This window comes from Rhodococcus sp. 06-1460-1B (genome assembly GCF_002258475.1).
In the GTDB taxonomy this organism is placed as follows: Bacteria; Actinomycetota; Actinomycetes; order Mycobacteriales; family Mycobacteriaceae; genus Rhodococcoides; species Rhodococcoides fascians.
In genome coordinates, this window is record NZ_NOYS01000014.1 from 18,559 (window position 1) to 43,452 (window position 24,894).

Annotated in this window: 21 protein-coding genes; 15 read left to right on the forward strand and 6 right to left on the reverse strand. The window is 65.3% G+C overall.

What is annotated here, in order from left to right; genetic code table 11:
* The first annotated feature begins 9 nt into the window (after positions 1–9).
* The 8 genes from CH268_RS05095 to CH268_RS05125 all read left to right on the forward strand — a co-directional run bounded on the left by CH268_RS05095 (position 10) and on the right by CH268_RS05125 (position 8,527).
* Complete coding sequence (locus CH268_RS05095; protein ID WP_027497339.1) at positions 10–660, forward strand: cell division protein SepF; 651 nt, start codon at positions 10–12, stop codon at positions 658–660.
* An 82-nt stretch (positions 661–742) separates the two neighbouring features.
* On the forward strand, positions 743–1,030 hold the full coding sequence (locus CH268_RS05100) for a YggT family protein (protein ID WP_027497338.1): 288 nt from the start codon (positions 743–745) through the stop codon (positions 1,028–1,030).
* Between the two features lie 160 nt (positions 1,031–1,190).
* Positions 1,191–2,045, forward strand: a complete 855-nt coding sequence (wag31, locus tag CH268_RS05105) for a DivIVA-like cell division protein Wag31 (protein ID WP_027497337.1) — start codon at positions 1,191–1,193, stop codon at positions 2,043–2,045.
* A gap of 77 nt (positions 2,046–2,122) precedes the next feature.
* Positions 2,123–2,299, forward strand: coding sequence for a hypothetical protein (locus tag CH268_RS27740; protein ID WP_027497336.1), 177 nt, complete (start codon positions 2,123–2,125; stop codon positions 2,297–2,299).
* A gap of 340 nt (positions 2,300–2,639) precedes the next feature.
* Entirely contained in the window at positions 2,640–5,777 is a 3,138-nt protein-coding gene (ileS, locus tag CH268_RS05110; protein WP_094662844.1) for an isoleucine--tRNA ligase, read from the forward strand.
* 10 nt (positions 5,778–5,787) lie between these two features.
* Complete coding sequence (locus CH268_RS05115) at positions 5,788–6,480, forward strand: peptide deformylase (RefSeq protein WP_176457847.1); 693 nt, start codon at positions 5,788–5,790, stop codon at positions 6,478–6,480.
* 2 nt (positions 6,481–6,482) lie between these two features.
* Positions 6,483–7,844, forward strand: coding sequence for a DNA polymerase IV (locus tag CH268_RS05120; RefSeq protein ID WP_051365163.1), 1,362 nt, complete (start codon positions 6,483–6,485; stop codon positions 7,842–7,844).
* Positions 7,845–8,041: 197 nt separating this feature from the next.
* Positions 8,042–8,527, forward strand: coding sequence for a hypothetical protein (locus tag CH268_RS05125; protein ID WP_176457850.1), 486 nt, complete (start codon positions 8,042–8,044; stop codon positions 8,525–8,527).
* Between the two features lie 94 nt (positions 8,528–8,621).
* On the opposite strand, the gene CH268_RS05130 is transcribed toward CH268_RS05125, so the two are convergent.
* Complete coding sequence (locus tag CH268_RS05130; RefSeq protein ID WP_094662753.1) at positions 8,622–9,362, reverse strand: hypothetical protein; 741 nt, start codon at positions 9,360–9,362, stop codon at positions 8,622–8,624.
* On the reverse strand, positions 9,359–10,321 hold the full coding sequence (locus CH268_RS05135) for a hypothetical protein (protein ID WP_255182301.1): 963 nt from the start codon (positions 10,319–10,321) through the stop codon (positions 9,359–9,361). Before CH268_RS05135 ends, CH268_RS05130 begins: the two co-directional genes overlap by 4 nt.
* 74 nt (positions 10,322–10,395) lie before the next feature.
* Here CH268_RS05135 and lspA point away from each other — a divergent pair, with 74 nt between their 5' ends.
* The 4 genes from lspA (at position 10,396) to dnaE (ending at position 16,310) form a co-directional block, all read left to right on the forward strand.
* Positions 10,396–11,046 carry a signal peptidase II gene (lspA, locus tag CH268_RS05140; protein ID WP_080729936.1) on the forward strand — a complete coding sequence of 217 codons (651 nt, stop codon included), beginning with the start codon at positions 10,396–10,398 and terminating at the stop codon, positions 11,044–11,046.
* Entirely contained in the window at positions 11,043–11,969 is a 927-nt protein-coding gene (locus CH268_RS05145) for an RluA family pseudouridine synthase (protein ID WP_027497328.1), read from the forward strand. Before lspA ends, CH268_RS05145 begins: the two co-directional genes overlap by 4 nt.
* Positions 11,969–12,628, forward strand: coding sequence for a hypothetical protein (locus CH268_RS05150; RefSeq protein ID WP_094662756.1), 660 nt, complete (start codon positions 11,969–11,971; stop codon positions 12,626–12,628). Before CH268_RS05145 ends, CH268_RS05150 begins: the two co-directional genes overlap by 1 nt.
* 145 nt (positions 12,629–12,773) lie before the next feature.
* Entirely contained in the window at positions 12,774–16,310 is a 3,537-nt protein-coding gene (dnaE, locus tag CH268_RS05155; RefSeq protein WP_027497326.1) for a DNA polymerase III subunit alpha, read from the forward strand.
* Here the strand turns inward: dnaE and CH268_RS05160 are convergent.
* Positions 16,281–16,550 (reverse strand): hypothetical protein, encoded by a 270-nt coding sequence (locus CH268_RS05160; RefSeq protein ID WP_045841248.1) that lies wholly within the window; start codon positions 16,548–16,550, stop codon positions 16,281–16,283. The genes dnaE and CH268_RS05160 overlap by 30 nt on opposite strands.
* A gap of 164 nt (positions 16,551–16,714) precedes the next feature.
* On the opposite strand from CH268_RS05160, the gene CH268_RS05165 reads away from it, so the two are divergent.
* Together CH268_RS05165 and ilvA are read left to right on the forward strand one after the other, a co-directional pair.
* On the forward strand, positions 16,715–17,149 hold the full coding sequence (locus CH268_RS05165) for a nitroreductase family deazaflavin-dependent oxidoreductase (protein ID WP_027497325.1): 435 nt from the start codon (positions 16,715–16,717) through the stop codon (positions 17,147–17,149).
* Between the two features lie 69 nt (positions 17,150–17,218).
* Positions 17,219–18,574, forward strand: a complete 1,356-nt coding sequence (gene ilvA, locus CH268_RS05170) for a threonine ammonia-lyase IlvA (protein ID WP_094662852.1) — start codon at positions 17,219–17,221, stop codon at positions 18,572–18,574.
* Between the two features lies 1 nt (position 18,575).
* On the opposite strand, the gene CH268_RS05175 is transcribed toward ilvA, so the two are convergent.
* On the reverse strand, positions 18,576–19,100 hold the full coding sequence (locus tag CH268_RS05175; protein ID WP_032391018.1) for a TetR/AcrR family transcriptional regulator: 525 nt from the start codon (positions 19,098–19,100) through the stop codon (positions 18,576–18,578).
* A 114-nt stretch (positions 19,101–19,214) separates the two neighbouring features.
* Here CH268_RS05175 and CH268_RS05180 point away from each other — a divergent pair, with 114 nt between their 5' ends.
* Complete coding sequence (locus tag CH268_RS05180) at positions 19,215–20,771, forward strand: MFS transporter (protein ID WP_255182302.1); 1,557 nt, start codon at positions 19,215–19,217, stop codon at positions 20,769–20,771.
* Here the strand turns inward: CH268_RS05180 and treZ are convergent.
* Together treZ and treY are read right to left on the reverse strand one after the other, a co-directional pair.
* Positions 20,744–22,519 (reverse strand): malto-oligosyltrehalose trehalohydrolase, encoded by a 1,776-nt coding sequence (gene treZ, locus CH268_RS05185; protein ID WP_176457848.1) that lies wholly within the window; start codon positions 22,517–22,519, stop codon positions 20,744–20,746. The genes CH268_RS05180 and treZ overlap by 28 nt on opposite strands.
* Positions 22,516–24,891 (reverse strand): malto-oligosyltrehalose synthase, encoded by a 2,376-nt coding sequence (gene treY, locus CH268_RS05190; RefSeq protein ID WP_094662758.1) that lies wholly within the window; start codon positions 24,889–24,891, stop codon positions 22,516–22,518. The genes treZ and treY overlap by 4 nt, the downstream gene beginning before the upstream one ends.
* Positions 24,892–24,894 lie beyond the last annotated feature (3 nt).

The following is a 24,894-nucleotide window of genomic DNA, read 5'->3' on the forward strand; positions in this document are numbered from 1 at the left end:
GGCAGAACGATGAGCACCCTGCACAAGTTCAAGGCGTACTTCGGCATGGTTCCGCTCGCGGACTACGAGGACGACTACCTCGACGATCCGGACACCCGCCGCAGTCCCCGTGGTGGCCGTGACGGTTACGACGACATCGACGATCGTGACTTCGTCAAGCCGTCGTTCGGTGGCTCGCGGCACGCGCAGGCCGACGACGACTACGACGATTACGAGGCCCCTCGCCCCGCTGCCACGCTCGCTCCGATCGGTGGACGCGCACGCGGCACAGCAGGACCGTCGACCCGAGGCGCAGCCACCCGTGGCGCGCTGGCGATGGACACCCGCATGGACGTGCGGGCCGAGACGCGACGCAGCCCGATCGTCGACGACGGCGGCCCGCTCTCGAAGATCACCACCCTGCGCCCGAGGGACTACAGCGAGGCGCGCACCATCGGTGAGCGTTTCCGTGACGGCACTCCGGTCATCATGGATCTCGTCGAAATGAGCAACGCCGACGCCAAGCGACTCGTCGACTTCGCTGCCGGATTGGCCTTCGCGCTCCGTGGGTCGTTCGACAAGGTGGCCACGAAGGTGTTCCTGCTTTCGCCGGCCGATGTCGATGTATCCCCGCAGGAGCGCAGGCGAATCGCGGAAACCGGCTTCTACAGCCAGCAGTGATCGTTTCTCCCCTTGGGGCGGCAAGTCGGAGCTGTGACCAGCGCACTTTGCTCAGCCCGGCGAAGTCAGGCAGAGTATAGCCGTGATCGTGTTCACGGTGATCAACATCGTATTGTTTCTTTTTTGGCTCCTTCTCATCGGTCGAATCATCGTCGAGTTCATCAGGACTTTCGCGAGAGATTGGCAACCGACCGGGCTGGTCGTCATCCTTCTGGAGGCGATCTTCACGGTCACCGACCCGCCCGTGAAGTTCCTGCGCAGGATAATTCCGCCGCTCAACCTCGGTGGTGTGCGACTGGACCTGTCGATCATGGTCTTGCTGTTCGTCGTGTTCATTCTGTGGAATGTGACCAGCAGCCTCGCGGCCTGAGGCCGAAGATGGAATGTTAGAACTCGGGACCCAGCGCAAGCTGCGTGTCCCGTGTGACAGAATGGACGCCAGTTACAGTTTGATTGTTCTGCACTCGCGCGGAATGGCATATAACTGAATGCTTGCTCTACCGCCCCAAGACGCGTGAAGGGATCCTTCCATGCCGCTGACTCCAGCTGATGTGCACAACGTTGCGTTCAGCAAGCCGCCCATCGGTAAGCGCGGTTACAACGAAGACGAGGTCGACGCATTTCTCGACCTCGTCGAGCAAGAGTTGTCCCGACTGATCGAAGAGAACGCCGACCTGCGCCAGCGCGTCGGTGAGCTCGACCAGGAGCTTGCGGACGCCAAGAACTCTGCGCGCCAGAGCCCACAGTCGGCTCCGGTCGCCGCACCGAAAGCCGAGCCGCAGCGGCCGGTCGATCCCCCCAAGCCGCCACCGGTGGTTCAGCAGCCTGCGCCGGTCGCTCCCGTGGCCGCAGCACCGCAGCAGAGCGGCGACTCCAACATGCAGGCCGCGAAGATTCTCGGTCTCGCGCAGGAGATGGCGGACCGCCTCACCGGCGATGCGAAGACGGAGTCCGAGCAGCTGCTCGGTAATGCGCGCACCAACGCCGAACGGCTGGTGTCGGATGCCCGCGCTCGCTCGGAGTCGATGATGTCCGAAGCGCGGCAGAAGTCCGAGTCGCTGCTCACCGATGCACAGACTCGCTCCGAGACCCAGCTTCGACAGGCCAAGGAGAAGGCCGACGCATTGCAGGCCGACGCCGAGCGCAAGCACACCGAGATCATGGCGACGATCAACCAGCAGCGGTCCGTGCTGGAAGGTCGCATCGAGCAGCTCAAGACGTTCGAGCGCGAATACCGGGTGCGCCTCAAGTCGTACCTCGAATCGCAGCTCGAAGAGCTCGAGAACCGTTCCTCGGCGCTGCCGGTGGACAACGGCCAGGACAACTTCAACCAGGACAACCAGACGTCCGGCTACAGCCAGTCGTACGCCAAGGGCAACAACTGACGCGATCGTTCTCCGACGCTGCCTCTCGGGGCAGCGTCGGGCTCGGTTGTAGCGTCGAGTGGTGAGCGAGGAATCCTGTGCTGATTCTGACTCTCGGCGCGGCGGCTGTCGGGTTCGGGTTCCTGGTGTTGGCCCTGATGACCGGATCGGTGGTCTGGGCCTGGGCCTGCATCGTGATCTGCATAGTCGGGGCGGTGCTGCTCCTGGTCGGGGCTTTGCTCGGGCGGCGGCCACCGCCCGAGATCGACAGGTAGCATCTAAGCGGTAGTGCATCAGGCAGCAGTACACCAGGCGGTAGTGCATCAGTTCGACGGTTGTCGGACGAAAGAACAATCAGGCGTCGATCCGGCCATCACCGGGGAGCCTTCGGAAGAACGACAGTGACGATTCGGTCTGCAACGACCGAAATGGGCTGTTCAGTAGAACCGAACGGGTGAGCCCGTCACAGCTCGTGTGGAGAGGCTCGGTCCGACGGGTTCCATCGGTCCGAGCAAGCGGGGTGGTACCGCGGTACTCGGCGTCCCCATCGCCGAATGTCGTCCCCGTGCCAATCGATGTCGCGTCCTGTACGCGTCCGGCACGGAGGAGACAGATATGACAGATTCGAGCGCACGCACCGAGAACGCGTCTTACCCGCTGGTGGATCTGGCCGAAGGTCGATCGGGAAGCGTTCCGTTTCCCGATCTCGAGCGCATCGTACTGCACGAATGGGCCGAGGACGGCACGTTCCGCGCCAGCATCGACAACCGCGCCGATGCCGAGGAATTCGTTTTCTACGACGGACCTCCGTTCGCCAACGGCTTGCCGCACTACGGCCATCTGCTCACCGGGTACGTCAAGGATCTCGTGCCCCGGTTCCAGACCATGCGCGGCAAGAAGGTCGAGCGTCGTTTCGGGTGGGACTGCCACGGCCTTCCCGCCGAATTGGAAGCGGAGAAGCAACTCGGCATCAAGGACAAGTCCGAGATCGACGAGATGGGCCTGGCGAAGTTCAACGCCTACTGCAAGCAATCGGTGTTGCAGTACACCGACGAGTGGCGGGATTACGTCACTCGGCAGGCGCGGTGGGTCGACTTCGACAACGACTACAAGACCCTCGACGTCGACTTCATGGAGTCCGTCATGTGGGCGTTCAAGACGCTCCACGACAAGGGCCTGATCTACCAGGGCTACCGAGTGCTGCCGTACAGCTGGTACGAGCAGACGCCGCTGTCCAACCAGGAGACCCGGCTCGACGACGCGTACAAGATGCGTCAGGATCCCGCGGTCACCGTCACCATGCCCCTGACGGCACCGGGCACACCCCTGGACGGCGCGAACGCACTGATCTGGACCACCACTCCGTGGACTCTGCCGTCGAACCTCGCGATCGCGGTGCATCCGGAGGTGCACTACGTTCAGGTCCGCGGTGCCGACGGTGAGCGTTACGTGCTCGCCTCTGCCCGACTCGCGCACTATGCGAAGGAACTGGGGGAGGAGCCGGAGGTGCTCTCGGAGTACACCGGCGCGGAGTTGGTCGGCCTCGCCTACGCACCGCCCTACGACTTCTTCCTCGGCCACGAGAATGCGCATCGCGTTCTGGAGGCCGATTACGTCACCACCGACTCCGGCACCGGAATCGTCCATCTCGCACCGGCATTCGGTGAGGAGGACATGGACGTCGCCACCGCGAACGGTATCGAGGTCGTGCAACCGCTCGATGCGGGCGGCAAATTCACGTCGTTGGTGCCGCCCTACGAGGGCCTGATGGTGTTCGACGCCAATCCGGTGATCATCAAGGATCTCAAGGCCTCGGGCCGCTTGCTGCGGCACGAGACCATCGAGCACTCGTACCCGCACAGTTGGCGTAGCGGTCAGCCGCTGATCTACATGGCGGTTCCGTCGTGGTTCGTCGCGGTCACCAAGTTCCGCGATCGGATGGTCGAGCTCAACCAGGAGATCACCTGGGTGCCCGAGCACATCAAGGACGGTCAGTTCGGCAAGTGGCTCGAAGGTGCCCGCGACTGGAACATCAGCCGAAACCGGTACTGGGGCAGCCCGATCCCGGCCTGGACGTCCGACGACCCCGCCTACCCTCGTCTCGACGTGTACGGCAGCCTGGACGAACTCGAGCGTGACTTCGGTGTGCGTCCCACCGATCTGCATCGGCCGTACATCGACGACCTGACGCGTCCCAACCCGGACGACCCGACCGGCAAGTCGACCATGCGTCGCGTTCCCGAGGTGCTGGACTGCTGGTTCGAATCGGGCTCGATGCCGTATGCGCAGGTGCACTTCCCGTTCGAGAACGAGGAGTGGTTCCAGACGCACAACCCGGGCGACTTCATCGTCGAATACAACGGTCAGACGCGCGGCTGGTTCTACACCCTGCACGTGCTCGCGACTGCACTGTTCGACCGGCCTGCCTTCAAAACTGTTGCTGCCCATGGCATCGTGCTCGGTGACGACGGTCTGAAGATGAGTAAGTCGAAGGGGAACTACCCGGACGTCAAGGAGGTCTTCGACCGCGACGGCTCGGATGCCATGCGGTGGTTCCTGATGTCGTCGCCGATCCTGCGCGGTGGCAACCTGATCGTCACCGAGCAGGGCATCCGCGAGGGAGTCCGGCAGGCGCTGTTGCCGATCTGGAACGCGTGGAGTTTTCTGCAGCTCTACGCGTCGACGCCGGGGCAGTGGCGGACCGATTCTCCGCACGTTCTCGATCGGTACGTGCTTGCTAAACTGTCCGCCACGCGGGATGCGATCACCGATGCGCTCGAGGGCAACGACATCGCCGGGGCGTGCGACGAACTCCGTACGTTCTGTGACGCATTGACCAATTGGTATGTGCGACGGTCGCGTTCACGCTTCTGGGGCGAGGACGCCGACGCGATCGACACCCTGCACACCGTGCTCGAAGTGCTCACCCGCATCGCCGCTCCGTTGTTGCCGTTGATCAGCGAGGTGGTCTGGCGCGGATTGACCGGTGGCCGATCGGTGCACCTGACGGATTGGCCGACGGCCGACGAGTTGCCGTCCGACCCGGAGCTGGTCGACAGCATGGACGAGGTTCGTACCGTGTGCTCCACGGTGCTCGGTCTGCGTAAGGCACAGAATCTGCGCGTGCGGCTGCCGCTGCCCGAGGTGACCGTCGCGGCCGCCGACGCCGAGCGGCTGCGTCCGTTCCTCGACATCATCGCCGACGAGGTCAACGTCAAGAAGGTGGATCTGACCGAAGACGTTGCCGTGCACGGCAAATTCGAGCTCGTCGTGAACGCACGCGCTGCCGGGCCGCGAATCGGCAAGGATGTCCAGAAGGTCATCAAGGCAGTCAAGGCCGGTGACTGGTCGGAGGATGCCGACGGTGTCGTGAGCGCCGCAGGCATCGCGTTGCTGCCCGAGGAGTACACCCGCAGACTCGTTGCCGCGGAGCCGGAATCGACGGCACCGCTGCCCGGGAACGCGGGACTCGTGGTGCTCGATTCGGCGGTCACCGAAGAGCTGGAGGCCGAGGGTTGGGCCAAGGACCGCATTCGTGAGTTGCAGGATGCGCGTCGTAGCCACGGACTCGATGTGTCCGACCGTATCGACATCGTCATCGAGGTACCCGAACATCGACGTGCGTGGCTGGACGCTCATCGGGATCTGATCGCGCGCGAAGTACTCGCGTTGTCGCTGGTCGACGGCTCGGTCGGCGACGACGGCAGCGATCTCGGTGAAGGAGTTCGGGCAGCGATCACGAAGTCGTCGTGACCGAGGGCATATGAGCGAGGGGCACCGGGTCGTCGTGACCGAGGAGGAGGTGGTCGATGCCGTCCACGAGCGTCTCTCCGAGGCTCGCGGCGGCGTCGTTCCCATCGTCGCCGCCGGCCATCCAGTGCTGCGTGCCCCGGCGCTGCGCTACACCGGTCAGCTCGAGCGTGATGTGTTGACGGAGTTGATCGAGGTGATGCGCGCGACGATGCACGATGCGCCCGGTGTCGGCCTTGCTGCCCCGCAGATCGGAATTCCGTTGCAGATCGCGGTGATCGAGGATCTCTTCGATGTAGCGGTGGACGTCGCCCGGGTCCGGGAGCGCACCTCGTTGCCGTTCCGAGCGTTGATCAATCCTCGGTACACCCCGGTAGGGCGACGCACGGCCTCGTTCTACGAGGGCTGCCTCAGTGTGCCGGGGTATCAGGCCGTCGTGACCCGCGCCGCGGAAGTCCGGCTTGTGTGCACCGACGAGACCGGCCGAGAGATCGACGAGGTGGTGCGTGGCTGGCCCGCACGGATCGTGGCCCACGAGAGCGATCACCTCGCCGGCACGCTGTACATCGATCGTGCGCACACACGGTCGCTGACCACGACGGAGCAGTACTCCACACTGTGGTCCGATCCCGGACCGGAGCGGGCCGCACGTGTGCTCGGCTTCGGTGCCGACGCCCCGTCCGAGCCGCCCGACGACCGTCGTTGACCATGCCCGACAGTGTCGATCGGACTCTGCGGAGCCGGCGTTGGGTGTTGCATCTGGACATGGACGCGTTCTTCGCGTCCGCCGAGCAGCTGACGCGGCCGACGCTGCGGGGTCGGCCGGTGCTGGTCGGCGGTGCAGGCGGCAGAGGCGTGGTGGCCGGGTGCAGCTATCAGGCCCGGGCGTTCGGGGCTCGTTCGGCGATGCCGATGCACCAGGCCCGTCGACTCGTCGGTGCGAGCGCAGTGGTCCTGCCGCCGCGGTTCCCGCTGTACTCGGAGCTGAGCAGACGTGCCTTCGAGGCGCTTCGGGTGCGCATGCCCGTGCTGGAACAGCTCTCGATCGACGAGGCCTTCGGCGAGCCGCTCGAGCTGGCGGGCGCGACGGTGGCCGAGGTCGAGCGCTTCTGTGCCGATTTGCGGGCGCTGGTATTGGCAGAGACCGGGCTCGTCGCCTCCATCGGTGCCGGGTCCGGGAAACAGATCGCCAAAATCGCGTCGGGTCTGGCCAAACCCGATGGAATCACGGTGGTAGCGCCCGGCATCCAGGCCGAGTTGATGGCCGATCTGCCGGTGCGCAAGTTGTGGGGGATCGGCCCTGTTGCCGGAGAACGGTTGCACCGCTTGGGGATCGACACCATCGGCAAGTTCGTGGCTACGCCCGAGTCGGAAGTGGCGTCGATTCTCGGTGCGACCATGGGCCCGAGCCTGCATCAGCTGGCGCGCGGCATCGACAACCGGGTGGTGGCCGAGCGGGCCGAGGCCAAGCAGGTCAGTGCCGAGACGACGTTCGCGAACGACCTGACGACTCTCGCTCAACTACGCCCGGCGATCGAGTCCATCGTCGAGTCGACTCATCGCCGGTTGCTGAAGGACGGCCGGGGGGCCCGCACGGTCGTGCTCAAGTTGCGTAAGTCCGACATGAGCATCATCACCAGATCGGCGACATTGCCCTACGCGACGGTGGACAAGCAGACGATCGTGGCCACTGCTCAGCGGTTGGCGGTCGATCCGGTGGATGTCGGACCGATCCGGCTCGTCGGTGTAGGGCTCGCCGGTCTGTCCGCGGTTCGGCAAGGATCGTTGTTCCCCGAACTCGAGTACGAACCGGTTGCTCCGGTCCCGGACGAGCCGTTACCCGCGACTGAGGAGGCCGCGAATCTCGCCGTGGTCGAGGACGGTCCGCGGTGGCAACCGGGTATGGACGTTCGGCATGTTCGGTACGGTCACGGGTGGGTGCAGGGCGCTGGACACTCGGTGGTGACGGTCCGTTTCGAGACACGGACCACCGGTCCGGGAACGGCCCGCACCTTTGCAGAATCGGACACCGACCTGGTCGTGGCCGATGTTCTGGACAGCTTGGCGTGAGTTGTGGCGCGGCTGAGGAAACTCTGTGAGGTTTCACAGGTATGCCCTTCGCGTTGTGACTCGGGCGAGTCGAGCTGACATAGTGGACTCGGTCCGAGACGACCCCCATACAGACGACCGACGAGTCACAGAACGATCGATACGTGACTCAGAGTGAAAAGGACAAGCACTTGAAGCTTCGCAACACCCGACGGGCCATGGTTGCCGGTATCGCCATCGCCGGTGCACTGACCATGTCTGCCTGCAGCTCGGAAGAGGGCGGCACGACGGCCACGACCACGACGGCTGCCACCACCACCGCGAGTGCTGCACCCGCGGGCGGGGACTACCCGCCGGTGCCCACCGTCGAGCAGCTCAACACCGAGCTCAACCGCGGACTCGATCCCAACGTTCCGGTCGAGGAGAAGGCTGCTCTGATCCAGGGTGCGTCCGAGGATCCGGGTCTGATCAACCAGGTTGCCGCCGCTGCTGTGGCCAACAACGCACAGATCGAGATCACCAGCATCGACGATCTGGGCACCGGTGAGCTCAACGCCGGCATCACCATCACCCTCAACGGCCAGGCCAACCCCGGCACGTTCAAGTTCGTCCCCGAGGACGGTGTGTGGAAGCTCTCCAAGGAGAACGCCTGCGGCATCGTTTCTCTCGCGCAGCTGACCAGCCCGGCGTGCCCCGCACCCTGAGTCCTGCCGATCGTCTCTGACCAACCGCGAACTGCCGGTGACACCCTCTTTCGAGAGGGTGTCACCGGCAGTTCGTCTTGTGTAGGGACGGCGGTCAGGCGCTGGGCACGGCCGATCGAATGCGATCCGCTGCAGACCCCGCGACGGCGGTGACGGTCTCCGGTTCCAGTCCGCTCTGGTCGGAGACGACGATCTGCACCACGGTCGAGTCGACCACCGCCACCACGACGTCGGAGACCAGCGTGAAGCCCTCGCTCGTGGTGGTCAGTCGAATCGATGCGGACGCGTCGCCGACGGTCGCTTGGTCACGCCCCGCCACCGAGTAGTCGACGCCGATACCGTCCGCGTCGGTTCCGGTGAACGTCGAGCACTCGGCCCACGCTCGCTGAATGTCCGCGAAAGCTTCGGCGGCTCCCGGCACGGGATAGCTCGCCGCGTCCTCGTCGATCGACGAGAAATTCGGACCGGAGAAGCGGACCACCGCGCTCGACGCGGCTCCGGCCTGCTGTTGCGATACCGGCGCGAGGACGGCGGCGCACTCGGCCGGGTCGGTGCTCGAGCGATCAGGCGAGTCGTACTCCGGCGCCGGATCCAATCCCAGATCTCGAACCGGATCGGGAATCGAGGAGAAGCCGTCCGGCAGGTCTGCGAGCCCCAGCATCGCGGCAGTCAGCGTCGCCGGGTCGGTGATGGGCGGACCGCGCAGCGGGTCGGGAGCCGCGACGGTGGTGACGGCAGGCGTGGCCGTTTCGGCAGGCTCGTCCGTGCTGCATCCGGTGGCAGCGATCCCGAGAATCGACAACGTCGCCAGTACGCGGGTGGCAGCGCGCGTCATCGGGCAGTCCAGGTGATCGAATCGCCGACGGTTTGCCGGAGCACCGTGGTGCTGTCGGGGTCGGTGTACATCTGCTCGCCGCCTGCGGTGATCGAACCTCCGACCGGAAGTGGTCGGGAGAGATCGACATCGAGTGTTCCCGCGCCTGTGAAGGTGTACGACGCGATGTTGAGCGTGCCCGCATTGTCGGGCAGATTCCACACCGACGATTCGGGCGTCTGGGTGATGGCCACGTCGAGGGTCGCGCGGTCGCCGTCGAGTGCACGCAAGGTGACCGTGGTGCGCTGATTCAGTGTGATGCCGCTGAGCACTTGCTGATCGACGGTCCAGACCGCGCCGACCCCCACTTCCGCGTCGGGAAAGTCGATGGATCGGTACACCGCCGCGTTCAAGGAGCGTTCGATCGCGGCGCGGGCGGTATCGAGGGCATCGTCGGCCGGCGTGATGTGCAGGGCGGTGATCGCTCCGGAATCGGTCCTGGCCAATCGCGCAGTCGATCCCTCGGATGCGGAGAGTGCGTCGGTCAGTCCCGCGTCCGGTGACGTCGCGGCTCCGATGGTCAGCTCGACGGAGGTGGTGGCCCCGCTCGACGCGTCCTCGTCCGGGACGGTGTCGGACGCCGAGGCAGTCAGAGGCACGGTCAGTTCCGGACTGGAGAAGTCTTGCGGCGCAGCAGCATTGATCTGTTGCTGCACGGTCGAGGTGGTGGTGAGGTCGACATTCTGGTTCTGCGCGTTCGTGTCGGAGCTGTCGAAGGTGAGCGCGCGCCGTGGCTCGCTACCGGGATCGACGACGGTGGTGGTCGTGGGCGTCACCGCGATCGTGACCTCGTTCGAAGACGGGGTCTGTTCGGGTGCGGGATCCGAATCACCGCTCGAGCATCCGGCCAGTAGAGCCACTGCGCAGGAGGCGGCCACGAAGCCGGAGCGGACGGTGCGGGTGCGATCGGTCGACTTCACGGGCACCAGGCTACTGATGACACCGGGTGCGCAGACCGCTACCACGCGGCTCGGATGCGGACCGACGGTTGTCGATGCGCCATGATGGACGGGTGAGTGACGACCGACCCGACGATCCGACCACCGAGACCAGTGCAACCCCCGACCCCCACGAGGCTGCAGACGAGCAGGTGTCCGGTGCCGACAGTGCTGCGGTTCGGCCCGCCGCACCTCTGCGTACCCGACTCCTGGTGGCGATCGCGGCAGTGATTCTGCTGTTCGACCTGATCACGAAGATCGTGGTGGTGCACTACGTGAAGCCTGGAAACCCGATCGAGATCATCGGCGACGTCGTGACTCTGCGGCTGGTGCGCAATCCCGGTGCGGCGTTCTCAATGGCCACCGGAATGACCTGGTTGCTGACGCTGGTCGCCGTGGCCGTGGTGATCGGGGTCGTCAAGATCGGTCGAACGCTGCGTTCGCCGTGGTGGGCGCTGGGGCTGGGTCTGGTTCTCGGCGGCGCTCTGGGCAACCTGATCGACCGGTTCTTCCGCGCGCCGGGCCCGTTCCAGGGTCATGTGGTCGATTTCGTATCGGTGGGATGGTGGCCGGTGTTCAACGTCGCCGACTCGTCCATCGTGTGCGGGGCCATCCTGCTCGTCGCGCTCAGCCTGTTCGGTTTCGAGCCCAACGGCGAACGGGTGACCAAGTCCACGTCCGATGCCCCGCAGAAGGCCGACTCGTGAGGGAATCGCGTTCGATGCCGGTGCCCGACGGCTTGGACGGCATGCGCGTCGACGCCGGCCTGGCGCGACTTCTCGGGCTCTCGCGCACGGTCGCCGCAGCCTTGGCCGAAGAGGGTTCGGTGCTGGTCGATCACAGTGCCGTCGGGAAGTCCGATCGCCTCTCGGGTGGGTCGTGGCTCGAGGTGACTCTGCCCGAACCTGCACGTGAGCTGACGATCGAGGCCGAGCCGGTCGAAGGGATGGAGATTCTCTACGCCGACGACGACGTGGTGGCAGTCGACAAACCGGTGGGCGTCGCCGCGCACGCCAGTGTGGGCTGGACCGGGCCGACCGTCATCGGCGGCCTCGCGGCCGCCGGTTTCCGAATCTCCACGTCCGGCGCGCACGAGCGTCAGGGCATCGTGCACCGACTCGATGTGGGAACGTCCGGGGTGATGGTGGTCGCGACGTCGGAGCGGGCATACACCGTGCTCAAGCGGGCGTTCAAGGCTCGTACGATCGACAAGCGTTATCACGCCCTGGTGCAGGGCCATCCGGATCCGAGCAGTGGAACCATCGATGCTCCGATCGGACGGCACGGCAGCAACGACTGGAAGTTCGCTGTCCGCGCGGACGGCAAGCCCAGCGTCACCCACTACGACACGGTCGAGGCCTTCCAGGCCGCGAGCCTGCTGGACGTCCACCTGGAAACCGGACGCACGCACCAGATCCGCGTGCACTTCTCCGCGCTGCGGCACCCGTGTTGCGGCGACCTGACCTACGGGGCCGACCCGCGGTTGGCCGAACGGCTGGGCCTGGAACGTCAGTGGCTGCACGCGCGTTCGCTCGGCTTCGCGCACCCGTCCGACGGCCGCTGGGTCGAGATCGAGAGCAAGTACCCGGCAGACCTCGAACACGCTCTCGAGGTGCTCCGGAAGGCGTGATGCGCGGATTCTCGGGTGTGGTCGGTGTCGTCGTCACGATCGCTCTGGTGGTCGGTGGCCTGACCGTCGTCGGCCATCTGAACCCGCAACGGCAACTGCGTGTGGGCACCGACCGGCTCGGCCCGGACAGCGGCGAGCAGGTGACCGACTATCTGGTTCGCGCCGAGGCGAGCCTGCTCGGCGACGATGCCGAGCCTCGCTGGGGATCGGTGTCGTTCGATCGTGAACTCACCGCCGAACAGGCCTACGCCGCCGCGAACGGCGTGCGCATCTCGATGGTGCTCTTTCGGGTACCGCTCGATCGCGTGCAAACTCCGATCCTCACGGTCGGTGTTCCCGGCAGTGAACGGTCGGTACTGAATGCGACCGCACGCGCTGCCGGCCAGATCCAGGAATCGTTCGGCGTGGAAGACCGGCAGGCTCAGATAGACGCGGTGTCGCAGCGCCGGTTGCTGAGCGGATGCGCATGCGTGGTGACGGTGGTCGTGCGGGGCACCGCGGCCGAGTTGAGCGAGGTGGCAGGCCGCGACGGGGTGCGGGCGGTGGAGGCACTTCCGCCCGACGCGGTGTCCGGGAAGTTCGCCGTCGAGCCGTTGCTTCCGGAGCACATCGACGTCGTCGGGCCGCTGCCGGACGACGGGCCGGTTCCCGCCGAATGAGGCAACTTCAGTCTCGTTCGTCACACCCGTCACGTCCTCCCAGGACACACCGTCGGCCTGAAAAATCTGTCGGTTCCACCGCCTAGAGTGGGTGCATTCGCGGCTCGTATTTTCGAAAACGCACGACCTTCAGGAGAGAACCTTCGTGGCCGATTCGTTCGTTCATCTGCACAACCACACCGAATATTCGATGCTCGACGGTGCCGCCAAGATCGGGGCCATGTTCGCCGAGGCGGCGCGGTTGGAGATGACGGCGGTCGGCATGACCGACCACGGCAACATGTACGGAGCCAGCGAGTTCTACAACGAGGCCAAGAAGGCCGGCATCAAGCCGATCATCGGTATCGAGGCCTACATCGCTCCCGAATCCCGGTTCAACAAGAAGCGCGTGCTGTGGGGCGACCGAAGCCAGAAGTCCGACGACGTCTCCGGTAGCGGTGCGTACACGCACATGACGATGGTGGCGGAGAACGCGACCGGCGTGCGCAATCTGTTCAAGCTGTCCTCGCTGGCGTCCATCGAGGGTCAGCTCGGCAAGTGGGCCCGCATGGACGAGGAGATCATCGCTCAGCACGCCGAGGGCATCATCGCCACCACCGGATGCCCGTCCGGTGAGGTTCAGACGCGCCTACGTCTGGGCCAGGACCGCGAAGCCCTCGAGGCCGCGGCCAAGTGGCAGGAGATCTGGGGCCCGGACAACTTCTTCCTCGAGTTGATGGACCACGGTCTGTCCATCGAGCGGCGAGTACGAGAGGGCCTGCTCGACATCGGCAAGAAGCTGTCCATTCCGCCGTTGGCCACCAACGACTGCCACTACGTCACCAAGGACGCCGCCGAGAACCACGAGGCTCTGCTGTGCATCCAGACCGGTAAGACGCTCAGCGATCCCACTCGTTTCAAGTTCGACGGCGACGGCTACTACCTCAAGTCCGCCGCCGAGATGCGTGCTCTCTGGGACGACGAGGTACCCGGTGCCTGCGACAGCACGCTCCTCATCGCCGAGCGAGTCCAGCCCTACGACGAGGTGTGGGCGCACCGCGACCGGATGCCCATCTTCCCGGTTCCCGAGGGATACACGCAGGGAACGTGGCTGCGGCACGAGGTCATGACCGGACTCGAACGTCGGTTCCCCGACGGTCCGGCCGAGGATTACCTCGCGCGAGCGGAGTACGAGATCAAGGTGATCCTGGAGATGGGCTTCCCGGCCTACTTCCTCGTGGTCGGCGACCTCATCAACCACGCGAAAGCGGTCGGCATCCGCGTCGGACCGGGCCGTGGTTCCGCCGCCGGATCCCTGGTTGCCTACGCCATGGGCATCACCAACATCGATCCGCTCCCGCACGGATTGCTCTTCGAGCGATTCCTCAACCCCGAGCGCGTCTCGATGCCCGATATCGATATCGACTTCGACGATCGTCGTCGCGGTGAGATGGTGCGCTACGCCACGGAGAAGTGGGGTAGCGACCGGGTTGCGCAGGTCATCACCTTCGGCACCATCAAGACCAAGGCTGCCATCAAGGACTCCGCACGTGTGCAGTTCGGCCAGCCCGGTTTCGGCATCGCCGATCAGATCACCAAGGCCCTGCCGCCGCCCATCATGGCCAAGGACATCTCGGTGGCAGGCATCACCGATCCGTCGCACGAGCGCTACAAGGAGGCCGTCGAGGTCCGAGCGCTCATCGACTCCAACCCCGACGTGGCCACGATCTACAAGACGGCCAAGGGCCTCGAAGGGCTGATCCGCAACGCGGGCGTGCACGCCTGCGCGGTCATCATGTCTTCGGAGCCGCTCACCGACGCCATCCCGGTGTGGAAGCGGGCCCAGGACGGCGCGATCATCACCGGCTGGGACTACCCGTCGTGCGAGGCCATCGGCCTGCTGAAGATGGACTTCCTCGGTCTGCGAAACCTCACGGTCATCGGCGACGCGATCGACAACATCAAGGCCAACCGCGGCATCGACATCGATCTCGACGCGTTGCCGCTCGACGATCCGGCGACCTTCGAATTGCTCTCTCGCGGAGACACTCTCGGTGTTTTCCAGCTCGACGGCAGCGCGATGCGAGACCTGCTGCGCCGCATGCAGCCCACCGGTTTCGAGGACATCGTCGCCGTGCTCGCGCTGTACCGCCCGGGTCCGATGGGCATGAACTCGCACAATGACTACGCCGACCGCAAGAACGGGCGGCAGGAGGTCAAGCCGATTCACCCCGAGCTCGAAGAGCCGCTCAAGGTGATTCTCGGCGAGACGTACGGCCTGGTGGTCTACCAGGAGCAGATCATGCAGCTCGCGCAGAAGGTCGCCGGGTACACCCTGGGTCAGGCCGACCTGCTGCGTCGTGCCATGGGAAAGAAGAAGCTCTCCGAGCTCGAAAAGGCCTACGCCGGATTCCGGCAGGGAATGTTGGACAACGGCTTCTCCGAGGCCGCCATCAAGGCGCTGTGGGACACCGTGCTCCCGTTCGCCGGCTACGCGTTCAACAAATCGCACTCGGCCGGCTACGGCCTGGTCTCGTACTGGACGGCGTACCTCAAGGCCAACTACCCGGCCGAGTACATGGCCGGCCTGCTCACCAGTGTCGGTGACGACAAGGACAAGGCCGCGATCTACCTGGCCGACTGCCGCAAGCTCGGCATCACGGTGCTGCCACCGGACGTCAACGAATCCGAGCTCAACTTCGCATCGGTGGGCAAGGACATCCGGTTCGGTCTCGGCGCGGTGCGCAACGTCGGCACGAACGTGGTCGCATCGATCATCAGAGCGCGGTCGGAGAAGTCCAAATACACGGATTTCTCGGACTACCTGGGCAAGATCGACGCGATCGCGTGCAGCAAGAAGGTCACCGAATCTCTCATCAAGGCAGGCGCTTTCGACTCTCTCGATCATCCGCGCAAGGGTCTGATGTTGATCCATGCCGACGCGATCGATGCGGTGATGGGCACCAAGAAGGCCGAGGCGATCGGACAGTTCGATCTGTTCGGCGGTGAGGACGCCGACGAGTCCATCTCCTCGGTGTTCAACGTGCGCGTGCCGGACGAGGAGTGGGAGTCCAAGCACCGTCTGGCCCTCGAGCGCGAGATGCTCGGTCTCTACGTGTCGGGTCACCCGCTCCTGGGCGTCGAGCATATGTTGGCCGCGAAGTCCGACTGCAACATCCCGACCATTCTCGAAGGGGACATCAAGGACGGCACCCAGGTCACCGTCGGCGGAATTCTGGCCTCGGTGAACCGGCGGATCAACAAGAACGGTCTGACGTGGGCGTCGGCTCAGCTCGAGGACCTCGCCGGAGGCATCGAGGTGCTGTTCTTCCCGCAGGCCTACTCGGTGTTCGGTGCCGACGTCACCGAGGACTCGGTGGTGCTCGTCAAGGGTCGCGTGTCGGTGCGTGACGACCGGGTGTCGTTGATCGCGAACGATCTTGCGGTGCCCGATCTTTCGGCGATCGGTATCGACAAGCCGCTCGCGGTGAGTTTGCCGACGCGGCTGTGCACGGCAGACAAGGTCGGCGCGCTCAAGCGGGTGTTGATCAGCCACCCAGGGACCTCGGACGTCCATCTACGTTTGGTCAGTGGCGACAAGATCACCACGATGAAGCTCGACGACAGTCTGCGGGTGACTCCGACGTCGGCGCTGATGGGAGACCTGAAGGCGCTACTGGGGCCCGGCTGCCTGACGGGGTGAGCCGGTCCGGGCGGGGTGGACCTCGGTCAATCGGAGAGTCCACCACGCGGCGACCGCGACTGCTGCGCCGCCCAGAACGGCTGCCTGCAGCGATCCGACCAGGGCGAGCGTGGCGACGAACACGACGAGCCCGATGGCCACGGCCTCGAGCTTGTACAGAGGCCATTCGACTCCGGCGACATCGACCGTGCGAAGAACGGGGACAGTTCGACGGCTCACCTGGTTGCTCGTGTAGGTCATCGCGTCCTCCTCGGGTACGCCCGTCCGGTTCGATGATTCGGGGGTCCGGCGGGTGAAGTTCAGACTATACCCACGCAAAGATTCGGTCCACCGAACTCATGGTTCCGAGCTGGGACGATCGAGATTCGGTGGCGTCTCGGCGGCCGTGGGTGTTGACTGAAACCATGCCATTGACAGGAGAATACGAACCGAGTTCATCCGACTGGGCCCGCAAGCAGGCCGAGCTGTACGAGAACTCCGGCGGAACCGAAGGCACGACGATGAACGGGATGCCGGTCGTGCTGCTGACCACCAAGGGAAACAAGAGCGGAAAGCTGCGCAAGTCGCCGTTGATGCGGGTGGAACACGATGGGGAGTACGCCATCGTGGCCTCCCTCGGTGGTGCGCCGAAGCATCCCGTCTGGTACTTCAACGTCAAGGCCGAGCCGCTGGTGGAGCTGCAGGACGGACCCGAAAAGCATGATTACGTCGCTCGGGAGGTAACCGGCGACGAGAAGGCCGTGTGGTGGGAGCGTTCGGTCGCGGTCTACCCCGATTACGCGGATTACCAGAAGAAGACAGACCGGGAGATCCCGGTGTTCGTCCTCGCTCGCGCCTGAGCGCGATCGGCCTGCCCGTGGAACGGTCCCGAGTGGGTGACCGTTCCACGCTGGTGGCAGCATGTGCTGGTGTCTTCATCACCTGAGCTCGCCTCCCAGCACCCCTCGTCGGTAGCCGTCACCGCGGCCGACATCGATGCAGCTGCGATGCGAATTTCCTCGGTGGTCGCCGCGACACCCCTGCAGTTGTGCGAGCGCCTGTCGGCAGAGACCGGAGCGACGGTCTACCTCAAACGGGAAGACCTGCAGATCGTCCGCTCGTACAAGATCCGCGGTGCCTACAACCTGATGGATCAGCTGACCGAGGCCGAGCGCAGCGTCGGCGTGGTCACGGCGAGTGCCGGTAACCACGCGCAGGGGGTGGCATTCGCCTGTCGGTCCATGCAGGTGCGAGGTCGGATCTACGTGCCGGCCAACACCCCCAAGCAGAAGCGTGACCGAATCAGGGTGCACGGAGGCGACTTCGTGGAGCTCATCGTCATCGGCGACACGTTCGACGCGGCAGCTGCGGCGGCCGCCGCGGACGTGGCCCGTACCGGTGCCACCATGGTCCCGCCGTTCGACGATCCACGAACGGTGGCGGGCCAAGGGACGATCGCCAAGGAAATCGTCGATCAGCTCGGTGGCGCACCCGATGTGGTGGTGATGCCCGTCGGCGGGGGCGGCTGCATCGCGGGTATCTCGAGCTACCTGCGTGAGCGCGCTCCGCAGACATCGTTGGTCGGCGTCGAACCATCCGGTGCTGCGTCGATGACCGCTGCGTTGATCGCCGGTGAGCCGGTGACGCTCTCCGAGATCGATCCGTTCGTCGACGGGGCTGCGGTCCGGCGCATCGGCGATGTTCCGTACGCGGCGCTGCAGTCGTTGGGCGCGTCGGTGGTGTCCCATGCATCGTTGCCCCTGATCACCGCGCCGGTGTTCGAAAGCTCCGGCCCCGGTGCGTTCCTGATCACCCAGATCGACGAGGGCGCGGTCTGTACCGCAATGCTCGAGCTGTACCAGAACGAAGGGGTCATCGCCGAGCCTGCAGGCGCGTTGGCGGTCGCCGCGCTCGAGCATCTCGACATCGCACCGGGAAGCACCGTCGTGTGCCTGGTGTCCGGGGGAAACAACGACGTCTCACGGTACGGCGAGATTCTCGAACGATCGCTCGTCCACCTCGGCCTCAAGCACTACTTCCTCGTGGACTTTCCGCAGGAGCCTGGCGCACTGCGTCGCTTTCTCGACGAGGTACTCGGGCCCGAGGACGACATCACCTTGTTCGAGTACGTCAAGCGAAACAACCGGGAGACCGGTGCCGCGCTCGTCGGCATTCAACTCGGTGCGGCGCACGGCCTTTCGGCCCTCCTCGAACGTATGCGGTCCTCGCACCTTCAGGTGGAGCAGCTGGAGCCGGGTTCGCCCGTCTACCGCTACTTGACCTGAGTCACCGACCCAGCAGGCGGTCGACCACCTGCTTGTGCAGTTCGGGGTCGACGGCGGGCAGGTCGAGGACGGCTCCGAGGTATATCCCGTCGCCGACGAGTCGGATGATCTCGGCCTGCACCGGATCGTCGATCTCGGTACGTAAGCCCTCGTCCCACTGCTGCATCATGTCCGTGACGGCGTCTTGCACCTCACCGGAGTTGCCGTCGACGCTGCGCAGTGCCGCCAGCGTGGAGCGGTAGAGCGCGATTTCCTTCTCCGAAATGCAATCGGGTGGTTGCAGATACCACTCCGCTACGGAGGTGCCACCTGCGCCGGCGTCGGCTCTCTGCTGATCGGCCTGAACGGCGAGTCGTCGGACCATGGCAGCGACCAGCGCGTCCTTGGTCTTGAAGTGGTACAGCAAGCCGCCCTTCGATACCCCGGCGGCGGCAGCGACGCTGTCCAGGGTCACTTTGGTCATTCCTTGTTCGAGAAGCAATGTCTCGAGCGAGTCCAGAATTCGGTCGCGTGTGTCAGATGACATGGAACTCACTTTACCGGCTGGACGGTTCGAGGTAGTCTTCGGAGCTGTACCGGCTGGACGGTTGGTGTCGAAGATGTGCCCGGTCGCGGACCGGGCGGGCGAAATGGAGTCATGGTGAGCGACGTGCGGACCGGTGCGGTGCACGAGATCGACGGCGGATCGGCCTCCAGAGCCACCGCGCGCGACTGGTTCGGGTTGGTGGTGCTCGCGTTTGCCGTCCTTCTCATCGCGGTCGACGGGACCGTGCTCGACCTCGCCCTGCCGTTCATCAGCGCCGATCTGGCACCGTCGAGCAATCAGCTGCTGTGGATCATCGACGTGTACTCGTTCGTACTGGCCGGCTTGCTCATCACGATGGGCACGCTCGGTGACCGGATCGGTCGGCGTCGCCTACTGCTGATCGGAGCCGCGGGCTTCGGAATCGCCTCTCTCGTTGCGGCTGTCTCGACCAGCCCGGAGATGCTCATCGCGGCGCGAGTTCTGCAGGGTATCTCCGGCGCGACCTTGATGCCCGCCACTCTCGGCTTGATTCGCACGATCTTCCTCGATCCGCGCCAACGGGTGACGGCTATCGGCGTCTGGGGCGCCATGGCGGGCGGCGGCGCGGCCGCCGGTCCGCTCGTGGGCGGCTGGTTGCTCGAGCACTTCTGGTGGGGCTCGGTGTTTCTCATCAACATTCCCGTCATGATCGCGCTGATCGCGCTGGGGCCGTTGGTGATTCCCGAGTCCAAGGATCCGAACCCGGGCCGTTTCGACCTCCCCAGCTCGGCGTTGTCGATGCTCGCTATCGTTCCGATCGTGTTCGCGGTCAAGGAGATCGCAGCGCACGGCCTACACCCGGCCTACGTGGTCTCCGCCGTCGTCGGCATGATCGCCGGTGTGGTGTTCGTGCGGCGGCAGCGAATTCTCGACGCCCCGATGATCGACATCCGGCTGTTCGCCAACCGTGCCTTCTCGACGGGTGTGGCGACGAACTTCCTGTCCGTGTTCGCACTCGCCGGCGTGCTGTTCTTCGGTTCGCAGTACCTGCAGCTCGTCCTGGGCAACAGCCCGCTCGAAGCCGGACTGCTGTTGCTGCCGGGCACGGCCGCCAGCATCGTGACCTCATTGCTCGCTGCGGTTCTGGTTCGGTACTTCACCGCAGGCACGGTCCTCGGCGCAGGCATGATTGCTGCCGCTGCGGGCGCGGGCATCCTGGTCGGTCTCGGTACCGACACCAGCCCGGCGTTGTTCATCGCCGGATTCGTCCTGGTGGGTGCAGGCGTCGGCTTCGCGCTCACTCTGACGTCCGACCTCGTGGTCAGCGCCGTCGAACCCGAACGAGCCGGGGCTGCGTCCGCGGTGTCGGAAACCGCGTACGAGCTGGGCATCGCGCTGGGAGTGGCGATCCTCGGCACGGTCGTCATGGCCATCTTCCGACGCGGGATCGACACCTCGCAGCTCACACCCGAGCTCGGTGCCAGAGCAGCCGAAACGCTCGGCGGCGCAGATGCGGTGGCCCGTGAACTACCGGACTCGGTGGCGACGGTCCTCCTGGACTCCGCGCATGCCGCGTTCGTCTCGGGCATGCACGTTGCGGCCGTCGCCACCGCGGTGGTCCTCGCGGTCACCGCCGTGTTCGTGCTGGTGAACCTACGGGTTCGTCAGGATTCGAGCACCGCGAAGGAGTGACCGGGAACCGTGGTGGCAGACCCGGTGTCGTTCGAGGTCGTCGGCTCCCACTCGAGCAGTGTGGAGCCGCCGACCGGCACCGTCACCGCGGACTCGGACAGATTGCACACCACGCTGACGCGGCCGCGGCGAATCGCGATCCACTGGGCGTCCTCGTCGTACTCGACCTTCACGTGATCGAGCCACGGGTCGGTCAGTTCGGTCCGCTCGCGGCGCAGGGCCAGTAGGTCTCGATAGACGGCCAACAGTCGGGCATGGTCGCCGTCGCCCAGTTCCGACCAATTCAATTTCGATCGTGTGAACGTCTCGGGATCCTGTGGGTCGGGGATGTCGCTCTTGTCCCACCCGTGTTCGGCGAACTCGGCTTTGCGTCCTTCCGCCGTGGCCTTGCCGAGCTCGGGTTCGGGGTGCGAGGTGAAGAACTGGAACGGAGTCGACGCTCCCCATTCCTCGCCCATGAACAGCATCGGAGTGTAGGGCGAGGTGAGTACCAGAGCTGCCTTGATCGCGAGCTGCCCGGGGGAGAGGTAGAAGCCGGGGCGATCTCCGATCGCACGGTTGCCGACCTGATCATGGGTGGTCGTGTAGGCCACCAGAGAGCTGGCGGGAATGCGGCGGGTGTCCAATGGTCGCCCGTGGATTCGGCCGCGGAAGCTGGAGTACGTTCCGGCATGAAAGAAGCCCTGCCGGACCGTGTTCGCCAGGCCCTGCAACGACCCGAAGTCACCGTAGTAGCCCTGCCGTTCGCCGGAGACCGCAGCATGGATCGCGTGGTGAATGTCGTCGTCCCACTGTGCGTCGAGTCCGTAGCCGCCACCCGACCGTGCCGTGATCAGCGAAGGATCGTTGAGGTCGCTCTCGGCGATCAGGGTCAGTGGACGGCCGAGATGCGCTGACAGGGTGCGCGTTTCGATCGAGAGCTGCTCGAGGAGATGCACAGCGGTGTGGTCGACGATGGCGTGCACCGCGTCGAGACGCAACGCGTCGATGTGGAACTCGGAGAACCAGCGCAACGCGTTGTCCAGGGCGTATCGCCGCACCTCGCCCGAGTCTGCATCGGCATAGTTGATCGCCTGGCCCCAGCTGTTGGCCCCTTCGGTCATGTAGGGACCGAAGCGTTTCAGGTAGTTGCCGGACGGGCCGAGATGGTTGTAGACGACGTCGAGAACCACACCGATCCCGCGGCCGTGGCATGCATCGACCAAGCGCTGCAACCCTTCCGGGCCACCGTAGGCCTCGTGCACGGTGTACCAGAGGACGCCGTCGTAGCCCCAGTTGTGCACGCCGTTGAATCCGTTGACCGGCATGATCTCGACGAAGGACACGCCGAGGTCGACGAGGTGATCGAGCTTGTCGATCGCCGCGTCGAACGTTCCCTCGCGAGTGAAGGTGCCGATGTGGAGTTCGTAGATCGACGATCCGGGGAGTTGACGACCGGTCCATGCGGAATCGGTCCACAACGACGGATCGACCTCGAACACCTGGGACAATTCGTGCACACCGTCGGGTTGCCGAGGCGAGCGTGGATCCGGCAGCGCCTTCTCGGCGTCGTCGAGGAGGAATCCGTAGCGACTGTCCGCGGCGGGGGCCACCTCTGCTCGCCACCAGCCGTCCGAGGATTGCTCCATGTCGTGGACCGAGTCGTCCAGTTGCAGCCGTACTCGTTCCGGGGTCGGTGCCCACACTGCGAATTCACGGGTCGTGGACGAAGATGTCGTGGCCGGGGATGTAGTGGTCGAGGATGTCATCGTGCTGACTCTCCTTCGTTGTCGCGCACCAGAAGTGCAACCGGCAGGGAGGCGAACAGCTCGGCGACCGCAACGGTCCCGCTATGTTCGACGTCGGTGATGCGGTCGCGCCACCGACCGTCGGGCAGTGTCACGGATGTCTCGCCCCACCCTGCCTCGGCCACACCGAGGGACAGCCTCGTGGCCAGCGCAACCACATCGGAGTTGCCGGGCAACGGACCTCGGGCAAATCCGACGACATGCTCGGCCGCGGTCCCGTCCGCGACGATCGGCGTGTAACTACCGCCGACGAAGCTCGCAGGCCGTTCGCGTCGTACCGTCAGCGCGGAACGAACCACGGCCAGCTTCGCAGCACCGGTATCGACCGACGGCGCGGATCCGTTCAGTCCGGCCAGAACGGACCGGCGTACCGAGTAATCGACGGGTCTGCGGTTGTCGGGGTCGACGAGCGAGTCCTCCCACAGCTCGGTGCCCTGATACACATCCGGGATTCCGGGACCGACGAGTGTGAGCAACTTCTGCCCGAGTGCATCGGAGTGTCCATGGGGCGAGAGCTTTTCGACGAGCATAGTCATCGAACGTGCCACCGGACCGTCGAGAATTGCGTCGAGCCAATTGTGAACGGCAGTCTCGAAATCTTCGTCCGGATCGGTCCACGTGGTACGGAGAGCGGCCTCGCGAATGGCCTTCTCGGCGTAGGCGTGTAGCCGTTCCCGCAGGGTCGACGTGATCACCCCGTCGACCGGCCAGACACCGAAGACGTTCTGCCACAAGAACATCCCTGTGGTGCCGTCGGGACTCGGGGTCAGCTCCTCCCAATCGGCGATCGACCGGGCCCACAGCTCCGGCGTCTGCGAGAGCACGCCGATACGAGCCCGGACGTCCTCACCGCGTTTGGTGTCGTGTGTGGACAGTGTCGTCATCGCGGCGGGCCAGCGCTTCGCGCGGTCGGCGTTCTTCAGATGGAAGTACGCTGGGCTGCAACCGAACCGCGCGGGATCGCCGCCGACCTCCTGCAGCGAGATCAACCGGTTGGCGCGGTAGAACAGGCAGTCCTCGACGCCCTTGGCCGTGACGGCACCGCACACCTGATCGAAACGTACGGGGGATTCGGTACCGGCGATCAGGGCGGTTGTCAGAGCGTCGAGACCGCCGGCCAATTCCGGCTGCTCTTCACCGATGGCGGCGACGACACCCGGAAGCACACCGGCCAGCGGCGCGTAGTCGGTGCGGTACACCGGAACTGCGGCAACAACGGCAACAATGGCGTCGATCACCGATTCGAGCTCGATGGAGGTACCCGATTCACGAACCACGGCGCGGGCGAGGCGTCGCACCTCGGGGGACAGGTCGCCGCGCGCGACAGCGGTCTTGAGATCGAGTTCTGTCTCGTGCAACGTCTCGTCGTCGTAGGCGATGCCGGAGCGCACCTGGGACAGCGCGGTCAGTGCCGGCGCCCCTTCCGGGTCGACGAATATCCCGCCCACGGCCGCCAACGCGTCGTACCCTGTCGTGCCGTCGACGGGCAGCGACTCGTCCAACGGTTCGCCGTCGGCCAGGATCTTCTCGATCACCAGCCAGCGGTCGGGACCGAGCAGCCCGCGTAGTTCGGTCAGATATCCGGCAGGATCGGCCAAGCCGTCGGGGTGATCGACGCGCAAACCGTCGATCAGCCCGTCCTCGATCCAGCTCGCCACCTGGCGATGCGAGTCGGTGAAGACGTCGAGGTCTTCCTGCCGGACACCGGCCAGGCCGTTCACCGAGAAGAAGCGCCGGTAGCCGATCAGCCCGGCGGACCAACTGACGAGGCGGTAGGCCTGACGGTCGTGCACGGCCTGGGCGTCGTCGCCGTCGGTACCGTCGGCGATGGGGAAGCGGTGCTCGTAGAACGCCAGCAGAGGCTCGTCCTCGGAGCGGTCGACGGTGAGCTCGGCGACATCGCTCGCGCTGCCGAGCACGGGGATGGCGATCTTGCCGTCCACTCCGTTGTCGGCTGCGAAGTCGATGTCGAAGTAGGTGGCGAACTCCGAGTCACGACCGCGCCGCAGAACGTCCCACCACCACGCGTTCTGTCGTGGATCCTCCACCCCGACGTGGTTGGGAACGATGTCGACGATGATCCCCATGCCCACCTCGGCAGCCCGAGAGTGCAAGCGAGTCAATGCATCTCGCCCGCCGAGGGCGGCGGAGACGGTCGAGGTGTCGGTGACGTCGTACCCGTGCGTCGAACCGTCGGTCGCGGTCAGTATCGGCGAGAGATAGAGATGGCTCACTCCGAGGTCGTGCAGGTAGTCGACCACGTCCGAGGCGTCGGCCAGGGTGAAGGCATCGCCCCGCAGTTGTAACCGGTATGTGCTGGTGGGCAGCGGCATGAG